The organism is Gottfriedia sp. NPDC057991 (assembly GCF_042886615.1).
Taxonomy (GTDB): Bacteria; Bacillota; Bacilli; order Bacillales; family Bacillaceae_G; genus Gottfriedia.
The window spans coordinates 1,243,185-1,262,861 of record NZ_JBHVQN010000001.1 but is presented as its reverse complement, the minus strand read 5'-3'; the positions used below and the strand labels follow the sequence as shown (position 1 = coordinate 1,262,861).

Annotated in this window: 15 protein-coding genes; 6 read left to right on the top strand and 9 right to left on the bottom strand. The window is 31.5% G+C overall.

The features are described 5' to 3' along the window. Positions 1 to 161: 161 nt before the first annotated feature. A complete protein-coding gene (locus tag ACFVR2_RS06405) occupies positions 162 to 1,418 on the bottom strand; it encodes a cation:dicarboxylate symporter family transporter (protein ID WP_387359914.1) in 1,257 nt (418 codons plus the stop codon). Between the two features lie 645 nt (positions 1,419 to 2,063). Between ACFVR2_RS06405 and zwf the strand changes: the two genes are divergently transcribed. Further along, entirely contained in the window at positions 2,064 to 3,563 is a 1,500-nt protein-coding gene (gene zwf / locus ACFVR2_RS06400) for a glucose-6-phosphate dehydrogenase (RefSeq protein ID WP_387359912.1), read from the top strand. 76 nt (positions 3,564 to 3,639) lie between these two features. On the opposite strand, the gene gndA is transcribed toward zwf, so the two are convergent. Further along, complete coding sequence (gndA, locus tag ACFVR2_RS06395) at positions 3,640 to 5,046, bottom strand: NADP-dependent phosphogluconate dehydrogenase (RefSeq protein WP_387359910.1); 1,407 nt, start codon at positions 5,044 to 5,046, stop codon at positions 3,640 to 3,642. A 247-nt stretch (positions 5,047 to 5,293) separates the two neighbouring features. Between gndA and ACFVR2_RS06390 the strand changes: the two genes are divergently transcribed. Beyond that, a complete protein-coding gene (locus tag ACFVR2_RS06390) occupies positions 5,294 to 6,403 on the top strand; it encodes an AbrB family transcriptional regulator (RefSeq protein WP_387359908.1) in 1,110 nt (369 codons plus the stop codon). A 33-nt stretch (positions 6,404 to 6,436) separates the two neighbouring features. Here the strand turns inward: ACFVR2_RS06390 and ACFVR2_RS06385 are convergent, their stop codons facing one another. From ACFVR2_RS06385 to ACFVR2_RS06370, 4 genes are all read right to left on the bottom strand, one after another. Then, positions 6,437 to 7,183 (bottom strand): SDR family NAD(P)-dependent oxidoreductase, encoded by a 747-nt coding sequence (locus tag ACFVR2_RS06385; protein WP_387359906.1) that lies wholly within the window; start codon positions 7,181 to 7,183, stop codon positions 6,437 to 6,439. 108 nt (positions 7,184 to 7,291) lie between these two features. Beyond that, a complete protein-coding gene (locus ACFVR2_RS06380) occupies positions 7,292 to 7,741 on the bottom strand; it encodes a MarR family winged helix-turn-helix transcriptional regulator (protein ID WP_387359904.1) in 450 nt (149 codons plus the stop codon). Positions 7,742 to 8,230: 489 nt separating this feature from the next. After that, complete coding sequence (locus tag ACFVR2_RS06375; protein WP_387359902.1) at positions 8,231 to 9,631, bottom strand: MFS transporter; 1,401 nt, start codon at positions 9,629 to 9,631, stop codon at positions 8,231 to 8,233. A gap of 25 nt (positions 9,632 to 9,656) precedes the next feature. Then, positions 9,657 to 11,249, bottom strand: a complete 1,593-nt coding sequence (locus tag ACFVR2_RS06370) for a beta-N-acetylhexosaminidase (protein WP_387359900.1) — start codon at positions 11,247 to 11,249, stop codon at positions 9,657 to 9,659. Positions 11,250 to 11,414: 165 nt separating this feature from the next. On the opposite strand from ACFVR2_RS06370, the gene ACFVR2_RS06365 reads away from it, so the two are divergent. The 3 genes from ACFVR2_RS06365 to ACFVR2_RS06355 all read left to right on the top strand — a co-directional run bounded on the left by ACFVR2_RS06365 (position 11,415) and on the right by ACFVR2_RS06355 (position 15,706). After that, positions 11,415 to 12,602 carry a helix-turn-helix transcriptional regulator gene (locus ACFVR2_RS06365; RefSeq protein WP_387359898.1) on the top strand — a complete coding sequence of 396 codons (1,188 nt, stop codon included), beginning with the start codon at positions 11,415 to 11,417 and terminating at the stop codon, positions 12,600 to 12,602. 290 nt (positions 12,603 to 12,892) lie between these two features. Further along, positions 12,893 to 14,440, top strand: a complete 1,548-nt coding sequence (locus ACFVR2_RS06360) for a GNAT family N-acetyltransferase (RefSeq protein WP_387359896.1) — start codon at positions 12,893 to 12,895, stop codon at positions 14,438 to 14,440. A 486-nt stretch (positions 14,441 to 14,926) separates the two neighbouring features. Beyond that, the gene (locus tag ACFVR2_RS06355; RefSeq protein WP_056465933.1) at positions 14,927 to 15,706 is read left to right on the top strand and encodes a nitroreductase family protein; all 780 of its coding nucleotides are present in this window, start codon (positions 14,927 to 14,929) and stop codon (positions 15,704 to 15,706) included. A gap of 116 nt (positions 15,707 to 15,822) precedes the next feature. On the opposite strand, the gene ACFVR2_RS06350 is transcribed toward ACFVR2_RS06355, so the two are convergent. Beyond that, complete coding sequence (locus ACFVR2_RS06350) at positions 15,823 to 16,482, bottom strand: class I SAM-dependent methyltransferase (protein WP_387359894.1); 660 nt, start codon at positions 16,480 to 16,482, stop codon at positions 15,823 to 15,825. Between the two features lie 231 nt (positions 16,483 to 16,713). On the opposite strand from ACFVR2_RS06350, the gene ACFVR2_RS06345 reads away from it, so the two are divergent. Further along, the gene (locus ACFVR2_RS06345; RefSeq protein WP_387359892.1) at positions 16,714 to 17,295 is read left to right on the top strand and encodes a TetR/AcrR family transcriptional regulator C-terminal domain-containing protein; all 582 of its coding nucleotides are present in this window, start codon (positions 16,714 to 16,716) and stop codon (positions 17,293 to 17,295) included. A gap of 124 nt (positions 17,296 to 17,419) precedes the next feature. Here the strand turns inward: ACFVR2_RS06345 and ACFVR2_RS06335 are convergent, their stop codons facing one another. Further along, positions 17,420 to 17,605: a hypothetical protein gene (locus ACFVR2_RS06335; protein WP_387360492.1), complete on the bottom strand. Its 186-nt coding sequence runs from the start codon at positions 17,603 to 17,605 to the stop codon at positions 17,420 to 17,422. Between the two features lie 69 nt (positions 17,606 to 17,674). Further along, a partial coding sequence (locus tag ACFVR2_RS06330) for a toxin Cry1Ac domain D-VI-related protein (protein WP_387359888.1) occupies positions 17,675 to 19,677 on the bottom strand: 2,003 nt, incomplete at its 5' end.

Genomic DNA, 19,677 nt, shown 5'->3' with positions numbered 1-19,677 from the left:
ACCAAACATAATTAAGAATATTCTATGTTTTTAGACTTTTCCCTTTAAAAAAACTTCTATAAAAAAAGAAAAGCCACAAGGAAATTCTTTTTCCTTGTGGCTGGTGTTTTTAGATCATTCATTTGAGAGTCAAAATTAAAATATTTATACTATAGTATACGTTACATAGCAACGTTATTATCATTCTTTACCACTTCTGGTTTAAATACTCGTTCCCATTTAGCAATTACAACTGCTGCTAAAGAGTTACCTACTACGTTTACTGCTGTTCTAGCCATATCTAGAATACGGTCAATACCAGCAATAAATGCTAAACCTTCAACTGGAATTCCTGCTGTACCTAATGTTGCTAATAATACAACAAACGATACGCCTGGTACACCTGCGATACCTTTTGAAGTGACCATTAGAACTAACATTAGTGAAATTTGAGCAGTGATTGATAAATGAATACCATACATTTGAGCGATGAAAATTGCTGCTAATGCTTGATATAAAGTTGATCCATCAAGATTGAATGAGTAACCAGTCGGAATAACGAATGAAGAAATTGATCTTGGTACTCCGAATTTTTCTACTTTTTCCATAATTCTTGGTAAAACTGTTTCAGAACTCGCAGTAGAATATGCCAAGATAAGTTCATCTTTAATTAATTTAATAAACTTAAAGATATTAACTCCTACCATTTTAGCTACTAAACCTAATACTACAACGATAAAGAATGCCATCGTTAAATAAACAGTTATGATTAATTTTCCTAATGGAATTAAAGATTCTAATCCAAACTTTGAAACTGTCACACCAATTAATGCAAAAACACCAAATGGAGCAAATTTCATAATTTGATTTGTAATGTAAAACATTGTATCAGCTGTTCCTTGGAAAAATGCTAATACTGGTTTTCCTCTTTCTCCTACTGCTGTAATACCAAGACCAAACAACACTGAGAAAAAGATAATGGCTAACATATTTCCTTCAACAAAAGCTGAAAAAATATTTGGCGGTACGATATTTACAAATGTATCTGCAAAACCATGACTTTTCACTTCTTTAGCTGTTTCAACATAAGTATTTATATCAGTTTTGTGAAGAATACTCATATCTACACCAGCGCCTGGTTTAACGATATTCGCTACTAGTAAACCGATTAAAATCGCAACTGTTGTAATAATCTCAAAGTAAAGAATCGTTTTTCCGCCTAAACGGCCAAGTTTTTTCGTGTCACCAACACTAGCAACACCTACTATGATACTTGAAACAACAATAGGTATTACAATCATTTTAATCAGTCGTAAAAAGATGTCTCCAATTGGTTGTAAATAATCTGCAACCTTTGGATTACCATAAAAAATTGCGCCTACAATGATCCCGATAACAAGACCAATTAATATTTGCCAAGCTAAGCCAATTTTTTTCATAATAAAAGTCCCCCTTGTAGTTGAATTTTGCCAAGTTTTTTAATTTACTAAAAATAACAAAACCATTTAAATTTTTATTAAATGGTTTTAAGCACTACTTGGCTTATTAAGATATCGATGGAACTCTCATAAATTACCCATCATTTCCATAATTTACTTTTTGATTATATTCAGAATTTACAATCAAAAAAGTTATAAAAAACAGTATAACAGAAATCATTACGATTTCAATTTTACTATATTTTCCAAATTTAGATAAAGGTACATTACAATTCTACTAAAAAACTGAGATTTTTACAAATTCTCCTTGCTTTTTTTTAATTATTTTTTAATTTTTAACCAAATAATTACATATTTCTATTTAAAATATGAAAATGTTGCACTATCTATTTCATTTAAAACCTCTTTGTTTACAAGGAATAAGAAGAAAAAAGTTAAATATTATCAAGACACTTATTTACGAATCTGTTCGTTTTGTTTATGATATAAGATGAATAATTTGGAAATTTAATTTATTTTTTAATAATTAATGAAAATGCTTTCAATTTTTTTTTTTTGAAAGTGATTTTACATATTTTGTATAATCAGCCTTGATTATTACTAAAATAAGTTAGTAATTTATGTTTAAGAAGTGAGGTAAATTAATTGAAAACTAAAGTAAACCCAAAAGCAGTTATTGTCATTTTTGGAGCAACAGGAGACCTAGCAAAAAGAAAGCTTTTTATTTCAATATATAGATTATTTTTAAGTCAAAAAATTGATGATGGTTTTGCGGTTGTAGGTGTAGGTAGAAGACCTTGGTCAAACGATGAGTTTCGTGAAACTGTAAAAAAATCAATTCAATCGATTGCTTCATCTGAGACTGAAATTGAAAGCTTTTTATCTCATTTTTATTACCATCAATTTGAAGTATTAGAACCGTCTTCATATATAGAGTTAGGAAATTTACTAACAAACTTGGATAACCATTATTTAATCCCTGGTAACCGTGTTTTCTTCCTTGCAATGGCACCAGAATTTTTCGGAACAATTGCTAAACAGTTAAAACAAAATGGTTTGGCTGATACAGAAGGTTGGAGCCGAATAGTGATCGAAAAACCATTTGGACATGATTTACCGAGTGCAATTGAATTAAATGATGAAATTCGTGAAGCATTTTCTGAAGATCAAATCTACCGTATCGATCATTACTTAGGGAAAGAAATGGTTCAAAATATTGAAGTGATCCGTTTTGCGAATGCAATGTTTGAACCACTTTGGAATAATCGATTTATTTCGAATATCCAAATTACATCTAGTGAAATTCTTGGCGTTGAAGACCGAGGTAAATACTATGAGAATTCTGGAGCATTAAAGGATATGGTTCAGAATCATATGCTTCAAGTGGCGGCACTACTTGCTATGGAGCCTCCGATTAAATTAACAACTGAAGAAATTCGTAGTGAAAAAGTTAAAGTATTTAAAGCTCTTCGTAAAATTGATGAAAACGAAGTAAAAGATTACTTTGTTCGCGGGCAATATGATGCTGGTGTAATGAACGGTGAAGAAGTTCCATCATATAGAACTGAGAACAATGTTGACCCTGAGTCTCAAACTGAAACATTTGTTGCGGGCAAACTTTTTATCGATAATTTTAGATGGGCTGGTGTTCCATTCTATATTCGAACTGGAAAAAGAATGGCTACAAAATCTACTAAGATTATTGTTCAGTTCTCAGATATACCAATGAACCTTTATTACAATACAAAAGAGACAATGTCTCCAAATTTATTAATTATACATATCCAACCAGATGAAGGAATTACATTACAATTAAATGCAAAAAGATCTGGCTCAGACGATGGCTACACAAAGCCAATTCAATTAACATTTAATAATAATTGTGTTGATTGTATTAATACACCAGAAGCATACGAGCGATTAATTTATGATTGTATGTTAGGTGATGGAACAAACTTTACGCATTGGGATGAAGTAAAATATTCTTGGAGTTTTGTAGATGTCATTTCCAAAGCATGGGATCAAAAATTAGCACCACTTACAAATTATGATTCTGGTTCGATGGGACCAAGTGAAGCTGATACTTTATTGACAGTTGATGGTCATAAATGGTGGCCTGTTTCTGATCGATTAAATGAAAATTAAGTACCATTTATATATAAAAAAAAGTTACCCCCACTTCAAATCGAGGGGGTAACTTTTTTATTTTTCGAAAATAAAATTATGTCCACTGAGTATGGAACTTACCTTCTTTATCAATTCTTTCATAAGTATGTGCACCAAAATAATCTCTTTGTGCTTGAATTAAATTAGCAGGAAGTGTTTCAGTACGGTAGCTATCATAATAAGCTAACGCTGCAGAGAAACATGGAATTGGTACACCAGCTTCAATTGCAACAACGCTAATTTTTCTTAATGCACCTTGATAACTTTCTACGATTTCTTTGAAATATGGATCAAGTAATAAGTTAGAAAGATTAGCATCTAGATCATAAGCTTCTTTAATTTTTTGTAAGAAAGCCGCACGAATAATACATCCGCCCCTAAAAATCATTGCAATATCACCATATTGTAAATCCCAGTTATACTCATCAGATGCAGCTCTTAATTGAGCAAATCCTTGAGCATATGAACAAATTTTGCTCATATAAAGGGCTTTACGCACATCTTCAATTAGTTGCTCTTTATCACCATTATATGTATTTGTTGACGGACCAGATAATAATTTACTTGCTTTTACTCTTTCATCCTTCATTGCCGAAATGAAACGTGCAAATACAGACTCAGTAATAATAGAAGTTGGCACACCTAAATCTAGTGTGCTTTGACTAGTCCATTTACCAGTACCTTTTTGTCCTGCTTTATCTAAAATAACATCTACAAGTGGTTTACCTGTTTCTTCGTCTGTTTTAGTAAAGATATCAGCTGTTATTTCAATTAAATAACTATCAAGCTCTCCCTTATTCCAATCACTAAATACATGGTGCAATTCATCAGCACTTAAGCCAAGTACATTTTTTAATAAAAAGTATGCTTCTGAGATTAATTGCATATCACCATATTCAATTCCATTATGAACCATTTTTACGTAATGACCAGCACCATCTGGGCCAATATATGTTGTACAAGGCTCATTATTTACTTTTGCAGCAATCGCTTCAAAAATAGGTTTTACTAGTTCAAATGCTTCTTTTTGTCCACCAGGCATAATTGAAGGTCCTTTTAAAGCCCCCTCTTCTCCACCTGAAACACCTGTTCCAATAAAATGGATTCCGCTATCAGATAGCATTTTGTTTCGTCTTTGAGTGTCTTTATAGTATGTATTTCCACCATCAATTAGAATATCACCCTTATCAAGATGAGGTAATAACATTTCAATTGTTGAATCAGTTGGGGCACCTGCTTTTACCATTATTAAAATTTTTCTAGGTGTTTCAAGAGAATTTACAAATTCTTCAATTGAAAATGTTCCAACTACATTTTTACCTTCTGCTTCTTTTAAAAATTCTTCTGTTTTTTCAACTGATCGGTTATATACAGAAATTGAGAAACCTCTACTTTCAATATTTAAAGCTAGGTTTTTTCCCATTACTGCTAAACCAATTACGCCTATTTGTTGTTTAGCCAATTCAATTAGTCCTTTCTAATTAAAATTTGCAAGGGTTTTCAAAATAAAAATTGTAAAATATTTACTATCTTTAATATATCCTCCGATTAGTTTTGCTATCCTGTTAAATATTCTAAAGACTAACCGAGCATAATCCTTGCATACCATAAACTTAAGGTCAATAATGATATTAACATAACAAGCGCGATGAATAAATGTAAACATGATCTATCTATTAAAATTTTATAATTTGAAAAGAAGTGAAACTATGGTAATAAATTACAACGATAATAAGTGGACTCAGCTTTTATTTACTTTAATTATTGCAATTATTGGTGGATTTTTATTTCAATTGATTAAACTACCAATACCTTGGCTCCTTGGACCAATGTTTTTTGTCCTTATACTTTCTAAAATTAAAGGGATAAAATTGTATTGGCCAAGTAAAATTCGAGATACAGCCATGATCATAATCGGCTACACAATTGGGCTATCATTTACATCTTCTACGTTTATTCAAATCGGACATCAATTAACTTCAATGATTTTGATGACCTTCCTACTCATCCTTTTTACAATTACAATTTCAATCATAATTTCTAAAGTATTTAAAATACATTATCCAACTGTATTATTAGGTAGTATTCCCGGTGGACTAAGTCAAATGATTGCTCTTGCAGAAGAAATTAAAGATATTGACTTTACAATCGTCACTTTCTTACAAATTTCCAGGCTTATGATGATTATTTTTATGGTCCCATTATTAATTTTCAGTCCATTCTTTCATGTACATAAAAGTTCGATTTCAGAAGCTATTCACCATTCTTCGGCAAGCTGGCATGGCTTATTTCCAAACATCATTATTTTTGCTATTTTCTGTACAGTACTTGGAATTTTAGGGAAGAAAATAAATTTTCCTACAGCATTACTATTAGGTCCAATGATCGCTACCATCATCCTTAATTTATCAGGACTACATGGACCTGCCTTACCGTCTGTTATATTAGACTGTTCCCAGCTAATGATGGGAAGTTATATTGGCTTATTATTAAAACCAGAAAACTTAAATAACAAATTAAAAATAGTTTTAGTTTCAGTCTTAAGTGGAGCTGTTTTATTAACGTTTTCGCTTTTATCAAGTATATTTTTAACACATATTAACACCATTGATCATATCAGTGCCTTACTAAGTTTAGCCCCTGGTGGAATGGATCAAATGGCCCTAATTGCAAAAGAAGTAGATGCAGATATAACTGTCATTATGTGTTACCAACTATTTAGAACACTATTTATCTTTATTGTTGTACCATATTTATTAAGATATATTTTTAGAGCAAGGATACAAGAAAGTAAGGTTAAACGAATAAGTAATCAATAGAAAAAGCAAGGAAAATTAACTTTCCTTGCTTTTCTACTCTTCATAAATCATTTTTCTAGTCATGCCACCATCAATTATGATATTTTGACCATTCATAAAGTTGTTTTCTGGATCCGCTAAATAAATACAAGCTTTAGCGATATCTTCAGGCTTGCCTACTCGATTTGACCAATGCTGAAGATGATCAGTTTCTTTTAATTCTTCATTCTGATCAACATGAATCCATCCAGGACTAATACAGTTTACTGTTATACCATTTGGCTGAAGCGATGCAGCTAAAGAATGGGTAATTGATACAATTCCACCCTTTGATGCTGCATAAGCTTCTGAATTTGGCTCCGACATAATCGCTCTTGTTGATGCCATATTTATTATTCTTCCATTATTATTCATTACTTTAGCAGCTTCTCTTGATGAAATAAAAACGCTTCTCAAATTAGTATTTATTACTTGATCCCATTCATCTGTTGATAAACTTAAAAGTGGCTTAAAAGCGGAAATTCCAGCATTATTAATTAGAATATCAAGTTTACCAATTTTGTCAATGACAGTGCGAATAAGATTTATAATGTCTTCTTCTATACTAACATCAGTCTTATAGAATATTGCTCTTCCACCATTTCCCTCAATTTTCTTTACAACTCTATTACCTTTTTGTTCATTAACATCAGCTATAAAAACAATTGCTCCTAATTTTCCAAATGCAATTGCAATACCCTCTCCAATTCCATTCGCTCCTCCTGTAATAATAATTGATTTCCCTTTAAACTTTTCTTCCATATTTTTATACCTCTTCTTACAATTAGTCTATTATTATTATTTCCAGCCTTAACAAAAAAAGCCGTCAAATGACAGCTTTTAATTTGATTTAGTTCGAATTAAGTTATCTCAAACTTGAGGTTGATTTTTGCTTAATCCAATCTTTTTTAATAAATAGATTAACATATCTTTTTCAGCTGAATTTAGTTGAGAAAATAAGTTATGAATCATTTCGCTATGAGCTGGAAAGATGCAACTAATGACCCTTCTACCCTCTTCAGTCAAAGCGGCATAGATAACTCGTCGATCTTTTGGACAATGAACTCGTTTAATATATCGCCTTGCCTCTAATTTATCTAATACATACGTCATATTTCCGCTTGAGATTAATATCCTTTTTCCAATTTGTTGGATTGGCTGATCTCCTTTATGATAAAGCAATTCTAAGACTGCAAATTCAGTTAAATTCAAACCAAAACATTTCATATTATTAATAGAAGCATCATTCAAAAATCGATTTGCTTTACAAATTTCAGAATATAATTGGAGCGAATTAGTTGAAATTTCATTTTGATTCATTTCATTTCAACTCCTTTCAACTATCTTGAATTAAAGATAATTTTAATGTATTTCTTGAAAGTAGTCAATGTCCTAATATGGATTCATTTATTATATGATAATGTAGTTTACATAATAATATTATAGGTATATGATACTGCAAGATTATTAACGTTCCGTATTGTTCATAATGTTTAAAGAATATAAAAATGGATCAAATAAAATCTTCCAGCTTTTTTACTTACTCATGAATAACTTATGAGTAACTACATTTCACTTTTTTGCTGTTTTACTTCCACATGACCTTTTTATGAGTAACTATATTTCAGATTTTCGCTGTTTTACTTCCTCATGAACCTCTTATGAGGAACTATATTCCAAATTCTTGTTTATTTACTTACTTATGCGTTTACCACTACTTAAATAAGGAGAAAATAAAAAGGACATTTTAATTAAAAAATGTCCTTTTTACCAATTACTACATATTTAGATTGTTTAACTATCAAACTCTCAGTTTTTACTTTGATTAGCAAGTGCCATTTCTTTAACTTGTTCTTCTGATAAATCATAGAACTTAAGGAAGATGAATAATGCAATTATACATCCTATTGCTCCACCTAGATTAAATGTTGCCCATAAGGATTTTAGAGTAGTAGCAGTTTGAGTTACAGTATGTCCATTTGTTACGGCTTTATAGCCTGCAATACCTATGATCCACATACCAAGTCCTCCGGAAATTGCTCCAATAATTTTAGAACTGAATGTTTGTGTTGCAAATATAACTGCTTCAAAACGAGTACCATTTTTATAGCAATCATATTCAACTGAATCAGCAAAGAACATTGGATAAATAACAAGCTGCGGTGCGATTAACATTGCTTTCAGAACTGAAACGCCTAAAAATAATCCGAAATTTTCGTATGCGACAAAGTATGTGACAATTGATAGTAATGCATTTGCCCCTAAAGCAAAAGACATCAGTTTAATTTTTCCATATTTGTTTACTAACTTTGGAACAAAAGGAGCAACAAGAACTACTGGTAGTATACCAACTCCAAGAATTAGTGAAACTTTAGTAGCGTCTTTATAAATATCAGTAGCCACGAAAGGTGCTAAAGTGTTTGTAAAGTTAACTCCGTTTGCAATGATATTTACGATTACGATTGTTTTTAAATATTTATTATTTAATAGTGAGTGTAAGATTTCTTTAATTGCTGGTTCCTTTTTATTTGATTTAACTCGTTCTTTTACAAATCTTGTCATTGACATGACTAGAAATGCTATGATTGAAAAGATTAATACAGAAATCATGTAATTATTATTAGTAGCCTTTAAAACGCTTGGGAATGCAGCTACTGCTACAAGTATACCGACAATTCCTGTAATTTGATTGTTTGCAAGTAGAACTGTTCGTTCTTCAGGATTAGGAGTGATAACCGTCGAAAATGCGAAAGCAGGTGCATCTGCTGCTGCATAAAGTGTACCCCATATTAAATAAGTGACAGCTGCATATCCAATACGTACACCTTCAGAAGATGCAAGTAATTGATCACTAAATCCGAAACAAAGAAAAGTCATAATAGGTACAGTAATTGAAGCTAGATTTACCCATGGTTTAAATTTACCACTCTTTAAATTTAATCGTTCTATAATTGTAGCGAGCGTTGGATCAACAAATGCATCCCATATTCTCGCTAGTAAAAGTATACTTCCTACAGTTGTTGCACTAATTCCTAAAACACTTGTATAATAAACAGCTAAAAATGATGATACTATGAAGAAAATAATATTTTGACCAAAGAAATATGAGCTGTACATGAAACGCTCTGATTTTTTTGTAACAAATGCATTTTTCGGTTTCGCATTTTTTTCTACAATTATTCGTTCATTTAAAACTGAATTTTTCCCCATATTCCCACTCCCCAAGTCCTAATGATTACATTGTTTGTTTTAAAAGTTCCGCTGCTGTTTTTTCGTCAAAAATATTATTTAAAAACTTAGAAACCATAACTTGTTTTTCTTTTTCATCTAACCCCATGTCCGTATCGCTATTTTGAAGAAATTGAAACATCATCATTAAGAACTGCTTCGCTTCTTCCTGAGCTGCCTGTCCATTAATTGTTGCTGCTTCAAATGGTGCATGATTTAAAGTTATTAAGTTTAACTTTTCCATATATGCTTTTAAACGGATTAGGAAATCTTCATAGTTTCTCTCGATCGTCCATGCTGATTCTGCAAGTGCATTTATTCTAGGAGAAATCATAAATTCCATTATTTCTGGTGTAGTTACTCTTTCAGTCCAAATTGCCCCTTCAACTCCTAACACATTTGAAGCATTTAACGCAGGATTCGGTTGATATTCATAAGTTTTCTGTAATGTTACAATTGAATACGGATAATCAAAATAACAATTAAACATTTCAGAGAAAATGACTTCATGTCCATTTTCAAAATGTGGCTTGCAATAGCTTTCCTCAGTAAATTCAACCCAATATTGTGTTGTTAGTTTGTTTTCAACCTCATTAGATCGTAATGTTTCATTCCAACAAACGACTTGTTTACCATGTTGAATTAAATGAGCTGCTATTCGTTTAGTAAATTCATATTGCAGATCATCAAAATTATCGATGTTATTTTTTTTCATAAGTGCTAAACAATGAGGACAGATTTTCCAATTTGTTTTTGGAACTTCATCTCCACCAATGTGGAATTTAGATGAAGGGAAAAGCTGAAAGATTTCATCTAATAGAGAAAAAATCCAAGTATATGTTGATTCTTTTCCAGGACAAAGAACTGTCTTATACACACCAGCACTACTTGCTAATTCTACATTTTCCTCAAAGCAGCTAAGACTTGGATTTGCAATTAACATGGCAGTAACATGTCCAGGCATATCTATTTCCGGTATAACTTCAATCCCTCTAGCTTCGGCATACTTGATAACGTCACTTATCTCATCTTGCGTATAATACTTCTGATTTTCTGTTAATTTAGGATATACTTTTGATTCAATTCTCCAGCCTTGGTCATCGGATAAATGCCAGTGAAGCACATTTAATTTATTTAACGACATTTCTTCGATAATTTTTTTCATTACATCCACATCGAAGAAATTTCTACTAACATCTACTAGTAATCCTCTGTGCTTATATTTCGGGTAATCTGAAAAAATAACGCCGTCTAGTTTACGATTAGAAGTTTTAACTGCTTCGACAATCAATATATATAGAGTCGTTAGAGCATTTTTTATGCCAGCTTCATCATTTGAGAATATTTTTATTTGTTCTTGAGAAATATCAAACTTATATCCACTTTTATCAACAGTTGGATCTTTTATTAACTCAATTTCGGCATTTTTAAAATCTGTTTGCGTAACAGTAAGGTCACAGTTTAATTTTATTCTGTCTGAAAATACGTCAAACCCGGAACCACTAAAGTCTGTATTTCGTATGAAAAGTGTATCTTTTATATCGAAATAAACGTTTTCTTTCTTTTCGATTTTACCGTTGATTTTTGGTATTAATTTCATAAAGACACCCTGCTTCCATCGTTTTTTTCTGAATTTCAGGAACTTTCAACAAAATGAAACCCCTTTCAATTCCTTGTGATTAAAATATATAATAATAGAAAAACATCATTTGATATTTTTTTGTTCATTTTGATAAAATATTGCTCAAAATTGCGAGGTAATTCTTTGAAAAATTATAAACACATAAACATATCTGAACTAAAAATAAAGGCGAACAGTTTCTATATTGTGTCTGGATTAGACATTGTTGGAATTGATCTTGATTTCAATATCGTTTTTTCTTTTTCTTCACCTAATTATAAAAATGACCATCATAATATCCTCATGGATACACTTGAAATAATTAAGGTGAAATTTGATTCGATTTTAGAATCTAAAAAGAATCATTTTACACTTTATTGGCAAGAAACTCTCTTGTATCATGTTTTTTTTATCAAAAACGAAAATGAATGCTTGCTAATTATTGTTGGCTCAAATATAGGATTAAATCGTTTAGATGCACAATCGGATCTCGATAGTAAATCGGAGCATTTATTGAAATTATTTCATTGGATCATCGAGCCATATTCTAAAGTTGCATTCACTGAACCAGAACAGTATCAACTTGAAGGAATAGAACATCAATCTCCTTTTGTGCCCGACGTTTCTTTAATTGAGCTTTATTATGAAAATGAAACATTACATGCAACCTCTAAGGAATTTGAAGAGTTTAAAATGATTTTGGTAGAAGGAAAATTTGGGGAATTTGAAAAAAAATTCGATTTAACTAAGGTCCTTCAATCATTCGATCAAATCGAGTTGGCAAAAGGGGATTCTTTAAGATCAATGAAAAATCACTTCATAGCTGCCTGTGGAATAATCTCTCAATATGCAATTGATTCTGGTACAGATAATGAATATGCAAGAACTTTAGCAGATAAATATATTATTCAAGTAGAAAGTTTAACGACGAAACTTGATATTTATAAATTGATGAAAGAGATGGTCGTAAAATTTTCAGAATGTATAGTCCATTTTTCGAATCCTAAATATTCTAATCTAATTAAAAAAATTATCCTTTATATGAACACAAACTTTTATGAAAGTATTACGTTACAAGTTGTAGCAGAAGAATTTAATTTAAGTCCTTCTCATCTTTCAAAAAGATTAAATAAAGAAACTGGGATGTCATTTAATGATAATTTAAATAAAATTAGAATAAACGAAAGTAAAAAATTATTACTTCATACCGATAAGTCTATATTAGAAGTAGCAATCTCAGTAGGATTTAACTATCAAAATCATTTTGGTAAAGTTTTTAAGCAAATGGTAGGTGTTACACCGAATGCATTTCGGAATAATCGTATTAAGTAAAACCTTTCTTTTAGTTTAACAAATATAAAAGGAGCCTATCTTGGCTCCTTTTTTGTATCAATTTAATACTAGTTATAAATTCTAAGTTCGTTTATTTCAAAAAATATCATCCCTACTAATTCATCCAAAATAGTTAAAAACGGTATTTAACTATTTTAGTTGCTAATTAAAATATTAATATAAAACCTGCAGTTATTCCATGTTGAAAAGGTAATTTATGGGTAACCTAACTAAGTGAATCTTTATGAATTATTAATAAAATGAGACATTTATATTTAGGACGTGAGATTATGTCAGAGACAGATATGTCAAAATACGAGAAGAAAATTGAAGTTCGAAATTTACGTATGGAAGATATTAGTGAAATTATGAGGTTATCAAACCGTTGTTTTCCTGGCATGGAAGGATGGAAACGGGAACAATTAGAAAGTCATATTCGCATTTTTCCTGAAGGTCAGTTTTGTGTAGAGTATGAAGATAAAATTATTGGTTCTTGTTCAAGTTTAATGGTTGACTTTGACGAATATGATGACCAGCACACTTGGAATGTCATAACTGATAATGGTTATATTACAAATCATGATCCGAATGGGTTTAATTTATATGGAATTGAAGTGATGGTTGATCCTGAATATCGTCGTATGAAGATTGGCCATCGTCTTTACGAAGCACGAAAAGAATTGGCTCGACAATTAAATCTTCAAAGTATTATCATTGGCGGTCGAATCCCGAATTATCATAAACATAGAGATGAAATGTCACCACGTGAATATGTATCAGCAGTAGAAAAACACAGTATTTATGACCCGGTTTTATCATTCCAATTAATGGAAGGTTTTACAATTAAACGAATTAATACTCGTTACCTTCCAGATGATAAAGCGTCAGATTCCTTTGCCACTTTGATGGAATGGAGTAATATTGACTATCTTCCAAAATCTAAACGTGTTTATCGAGCTTCATTCCCAGTTCGAATATGCGCAATACAATACATGATGAAAAAAATTGATTCATTCTCTGATTTTACGAAGCAAATTGAGTATTATGTTGACGTCGCCGCTGACTTCGGTTCGGATTTTGCTGTTTTCCCAGAGTTGTTTACGACACAATTGATGTCTTTTCTAGAAGAAAAACGCCCCGATCAGGCTGTTCGTAGGCTTGCAACTTATACCGAGCAATACATCGAACTTTTTACGGAACTAGCTGTACGTTACAATGTCAATATTATCGGGGGATCTCACTTCGTTGAGGAAGATGGTAATATCTACAATGTTGCTTATTTATTTAGACGCGATGGTACGATTGAAAAGCAATTAAAAATTCACGCCACTCCTAATGAGCGAAAATGGTGGGGAATTTCAGAAGGTAACGAAATTCATGTATTTGATACAGATTGTGGAAAAATCGCTATTCAAATATGCTACGATATCGAGTTTCCTGAACTTGCTCGTATTGCCGTTGATCAAGGGGCAAATATCATTTTCGTTCCATTTTGTACGGATGATCGCCAAGGTTATCTCCGTGTTCGCTATTGCGCTCAAGCAAGAGCGATTGAGAACCAAGTATATACTTGTATCGCAGGAACAGTTGGAAACTTAACACATGTAGAGAACATGGACATTCAATATGCACAATCTGGTATATTCTCCCCTTCTGATTTTGGATTTGCAAGAGATGGAATTGTTGGTGAATGTGATGCAAATGTTGATACTGTCGTAGTCGGAGATGTTGATCTTGAAAAATTAAGACGTTCCCGAAATACGGGATCAGTTCGTCAATTACGCGATCGACGTCGTGATTTGTATCGAATTGAATTTAAAAATTTAAAGTTAGAATAATGAACTTGATTGATAAGTAAACATTAAAAACTTAAATATAAAAGAAAATTAAGCTCAGTCTAAAATCGGATGCTGAGCTTAATTTATTTTTTATTCCATTTATAGCTTAGCTTCCTGTTTTTTTCTGGCTCATCTATTACTTTATTTTACTAATTTTCATAGACTCATATAGTTTTATTTTTTGTTTAATAAATTTACTCATTAATTAAATAAATCAATCTATGACCATAAGCTACTAAGCAGTAATATTTTGACATTTTTAGACAACGACACAAACCTATACTATTCTGAAAAAATATTAAACTGAGTAATTTTTCCTAAAAATTTTTGTAAAGCACAAATTTGTGTACGGTAATGTTTTTTTATGATATGTTTACTTTATAATTTGATTATTCAGAAATAATTACAAATTTAAATTATATGTCGAATTTTTGTATATTTCTTATTATTTCTATTGAAATCTTTTTGATATGAGGAGTGAAAGTTTTGGAATTTAACGATGTTTTACATGGGCACAGATCAATTCGAGAATATGAGGATAAGGAAGTAAGCCAAGAACTGTTAGATCAAATATTAGATGCAGGTATTCGTGCTTCATCAAGTGGCAATATGCAATCTTATTCGATTATTGTCACAAAAGACAAGGAAATTAGAAAGAAATTATATTCTGCTCATATGGAGCAATCAATGGTTATTGATGCCCCTATTCTTTTAACTTTTTGTGTGGATTTTAATCGAATGAGAAAATGGCTTACGCTTAATGATGCACCTGTACATTTTGATAATTTCATGAGTTTTATGATTGGTGCCATTGATGCTACATTGGCATCTCAAAACTGTGCATTAGCAGCTGAGAATGCTGGTCTTGGTCTATGTTATATGGGCTCTACTCTTGCAAATTGTAATCAAATTGGAGAAATTCTTAACTTACCACCAAATGTCGTTCCTATTGTAGGTTATTCGTTAGGCTATCCTAAAGAAAACCCTGCATTACGTGACCGACTTCCAAGAAACGGTCTAGTTCATTATGAACAATATAATGATTATTCAGATGAGGATATTCTTGAAATCTATAAAGAAAGAAATGAAAAAGGTTGGCAACGTTACATGGACGTTCCAAAGCTTAAAGAAATGACTGAAAAACTAGGATTAAAGAATTTAGCTCAAATTTATACAATTGCTAAGTATACACAAGAATCTCATCATGAATATTCTCAAACAGTTCTAGAATATTTAGAGAAACAAAACTTTATGAATAATAAATGATTATTAACAATAAAAAAGTCGATTTCCATTGAGGAATCGACTTTTTATATTTTTCTCTATTAAAAACGTAATTGTTTTAAATTATAAAATTCTTTCTTAAACTTAAAATAACCTTATCATTTATAAAGATAAACAAATAAGCTGATATCCTCTTGCTTAATGTTATAATTCTTAAATTCAGTTTCATTTATTAACATCTCAAAATTTTCTTTTGTATACGCACCTTTTTTCAAGAAAGTTTTAAAAGCAAATTTTACAAAATACTTATCAAAACCCTTCATTTCAGTTTTTCTTATTTCACCTTCAATATCTTCAGCGGTTGCATTATAATTCATATCGATAATAAGCGACGTTCCACCTGGTTTTAAAACCCTATACATTTCTGATAGTGCTTTTACTGGATCCATAAAGTTCTTAAATGCCGCACTGCAAACAATAAAATCATAAGTGTTATCTTCACAAGGTAGATTTGATGCATTGCCTTCTTTAAAATCTACTAATACATTTGCTTCCTTCGCGTTATTTTTTTCGATGTTAACAAAATCTGGACTTAACTCTACTCCTGTAACATCAAAACCCATTTTTGCTAGTTCAATAGACAAATATCCTGGTCCGGGTGCTACTTCTAAAATTTTTGCTCCATCATCGACTAAAGATTTAATTTCGTAGGCATATTCTTGCATTTGTGTTAGTCGACTTTTACGTGAATTTTTGTCATACCATTTTGCTGTTAATCCGTAAATACCAATATCTTTTTTCTTGCGCATATTTTTCATCATCGTATCCACCCTATCTCTTTTAATGTTATCAATCATTGTTCACATGTCTTATTATTTAAATTTATTTGATTTAACTAGTAGGTAATTTGTTTGAGCTTTAAAGTAATTTATATTTTTAGTACAATAAGAGAACAAAAACGTCTAACAACGTTAGTTATCTAACATCGTTAGATTATCATCTAACACTGTTAGAGTCAATGGTAATTATTAAATTTTTGGAGAGATTTTATGGCTATAACGAAAGAAGCAATAGTAAAAGCATCCCTCGATATTTTAAATCGTGACGGAATCAGTAATTTATCGATGCGCACATTGGCAAAGGAGCTTGAGATCAAAGCCGCATCCTTATATTGGCATATTAAAGATAAACAGGCTTTGTATGATTTAATTGCCGAGCACCTAAATAATGAAATTGTCCTACCTGAAGAATTAGATGATGCCAAGGAAGCTTTAACAGCTCTAGCATTTGAAGTACGAAGAGTTTTATTAAAGACAAGAGATGCAGTAGAAGTTTTTGCGCAGTCAATGCCAACTACACCGAGTAGATTAAAAGCAGTCAAATTCACTTTAGAAAATTTGACTAAATACGGGGTATCTGATCAAAACTGTCTAGTTGCGGGAAACCTTTTTAACAATTATGTATTATCATTTGTAGCAGATGAACATCGTGCAAAACAGTTCACATATACTCCAGAAGAAGTAACTGCATTTACTTCGTTTTTTGGTGAACAGTATCATTATAGTTTTGATTTTGAAGAACAATTTCGATATGGATTAAGAGTATTATTTGCTGGATTACATACTGAATAAATAAAAAAGTCACATCAAACTTTAAAATGTACCCTTTGTAAAGGACATTGAAAAAGTCTATGAAGTAATAAGAAGATGATTTCTGTATTTAACAGGTGGCATTTTCTTTAATTTCCACTTATATCTATAATGATAGTAATACTTCATATAATGTTTTTATTTCTTTATTGAGCTCGTCAAAATTTTGAATGACATAATAGAGGTTCATCTTTAAAATGGCCAATGTCGATCGGGTATCACGAATATCAAGTTCACCGTTCTCTTTAAAGGCCGTACACCATCCATTACTAGCAGATATAACGTGCTTCATTCTTACTGCCATAACAAAAGAGAAGTCATATTATATGACCTCTCTTTTAATATAGTTAAATATTTATTATTATTTAATGTCTATAATTACAGGTAAACTTTCGCGGCCTTTATCGTTAATGGTAACAACCTTAATTTGATCACCTGATTTTAATTTCAAGTCTCCGACATACGCCGAAAATGTTTGATTTTCTTGGTCAATTGCACCTCGATTTATTACTTGACTTAAATTTGTTCCATAATAGAACCTAACTTTGGTAGCTCCTTGTGGTATTGTTCCACTAATATTAGTCATACCTCCGTAAAATTCATTTACTGTAGGTGCTACTTGCGATTCTGGTGCTCCAACGATTACGATGTCCTGAGCTAGTATTACCCCTTTATCAGTTCGAGACACAATTTTTATTTCGTCTCCTTCTTTAGGTAAAATACCATCTCTCAACATACTTGCAAAGAATTCGCCTGTTGTTTTATCTACAATTCTTGTACGAAGGAATTGTCCATTCACATAAATATCTACCTTATCAGCAGTCGCTGTCGTTTTACCATAAAGTGTCGAATCACCAGCTAAATAATCTGTTGTTTCAATAGGAGGAGCTACTACAGTTATGGTAGTTGCTTTACCTGCTTCGTTTTTGTTATTGTACGGTACAACCTTAATGACATCGCCTACTTTAGCACCTGCGTCACCTAAATAAGAAATAAGGTCAACACCATTTACTTCTACGTTACGTTTACGGATTAATATATCATTTACATAAACATTTACATAAGAAGTACCATCGGCAACTTTCCCCGATAAAGTTGCATCTCCTTCATAGTACTTATTTAAAGTTGGCGCGCCTAACGTATTATTTTCTTGAACAAAGACTTCAATTGCTTTACCTTGATTTCCTTTAGCATCAGTAGGAACTAACCGTACTACATCTCCTGCTTTTAAATTATTAGAAACATGTCCATAGAATGTGCCGTCAATCACATTACGGTAACGAACTAATTCACCATTTAAATAGATATAAACTCGGTATACATCAGATAGTACTGATGTACCATAAACAGTAGTTTGTCCCACAAATAACTCATCTGCTTTAATCGTTAATTTTAATGACAATAACTCTTTTGCCTTATCAATTAATTGTTGTAAACGATCTTTTTCTTCACCTGTAGGTAAATTAGCTAGAGATTTTTGCGCATCATCAATAGTTGATTGGTTAACTGAATTATTTAACGTGTTAAAGTTGTTGTCTGTGAATAGACTCTCTACTTTATTTTTCGCATCAGCTCTTTCTTGTGCTGCTTTTGTCTTTGCATCGAATAAATCTTGTGCATCTTTAATTAAGTTTTCTAAACGTGTTTTTTCTGCACCAGTTGGTAACTTAGCGACTGCTGTTTTTGCTTCGTCGATTGCAGCTTGTTTTGTCTCGCCATTTAATGCATTAAATTTGTCATCTGTAAATAGACCTTCTGTTTTTGCCTTTGCATCAGATAATTCTTGTGCTGCTTTTGTTTTTGCATCGAATAAATCTTGTGCATCTTTGATTAAGTTTTCTAACCGTGTCTTTTCTTCGCCTGCTGGTAATTTATCTACTGCTGCTTTTGCATCGTCAATTGTAGCTTGGTTAGTCTCGCCATTTAATGCATTAAATTTATCATCTGTAAATAGACTTTCTGTTTTTGCCTTTGCATCAGATAATTCTTGTGTTGCTTTTGTTTTTGCATCGAATAGATCTTGTGCATCGTTGATTAAGTTTTCTAAACGTGTCTTTTCTTCGCCTGCTGGTAATTTATCTACTGCTGCTTTTGCATCGTCAATTGTAGCTTGGTTTGTCTCGCCATTTAATGCATTAAATTTATCATCTGAAAATAGACCTTCTGTTTTTGCCTTTGCATCAGATAATTCTTGTGCTGCTTTTGTTTTTGCATCAAATAGATCTTGTGCATCGCTGATTAAGTTTTCTAAACGTGTCTTTTCTTCTCCTGCTGGTAATTTATCTACTGCTGCTTTTGCATCGTCAATTGTAGCTTGGTTTGTCTCGCCATTTAATGCATTAAATTTGTCATCTGTAAATAGGC

Bases quoted from the DNA above. Each gene is read 5' to 3' on its own strand.
- ACFVR2_RS06405 (WP_387359914.1), bottom strand. From the start codon at position 1,418: ATGAAAAAAATTGGCTTAGCTTGGCAAATATTAATTGGTCTTGTTATC.
- ACFVR2_RS06380 (WP_387359904.1), bottom strand. From the start codon at position 7,741: ATGAATCAAAATGAAATTTCAACTAATTCGCTCCAATTATATTCTGAA.
- ACFVR2_RS06350 (WP_387359894.1), bottom strand. From the start codon at position 16,482: ATGAAAAATATGCGCAAGAAAAAAGATATTGGTATTTACGGATTAACA.
- ACFVR2_RS06375 (WP_387359902.1), bottom strand. From the start codon at position 9,631: ATGGGGAAAAATTCAGTTTTAAATGAACGAATAATTGTAGAAAAAAAT.
- ACFVR2_RS06360 (WP_387359896.1), top strand. From the start codon at position 12,893: ATGTCAGAGACAGATATGTCAAAATACGAGAAGAAAATTGAAGTTCGA.
- ACFVR2_RS06370 (WP_387359900.1), bottom strand. From the start codon at position 11,249: ATGAAATTAATACCAAAAATCAACGGTAAAATCGAAAAGAAAGAAAAC.
- ACFVR2_RS06390 (WP_387359908.1), top strand. From the start codon at position 5,294: ATGGTAATAAATTACAACGATAATAAGTGGACTCAGCTTTTATTTACT.
- ACFVR2_RS06385 (WP_387359906.1), bottom strand. From the start codon at position 7,183: ATGGAAGAAAAGTTTAAAGGGAAATCAATTATTATTACAGGAGGAGCG.
- ACFVR2_RS06335 (WP_387360492.1), bottom strand. From the start codon at position 17,605: ATGAAGCACGTTATATCTGCTAGTAATGGATGGTGTACGGCCTTTAAA.
- ACFVR2_RS06345 (WP_387359892.1), top strand. From the start codon at position 16,714: ATGGCTATAACGAAAGAAGCAATAGTAAAAGCATCCCTCGATATTTTA.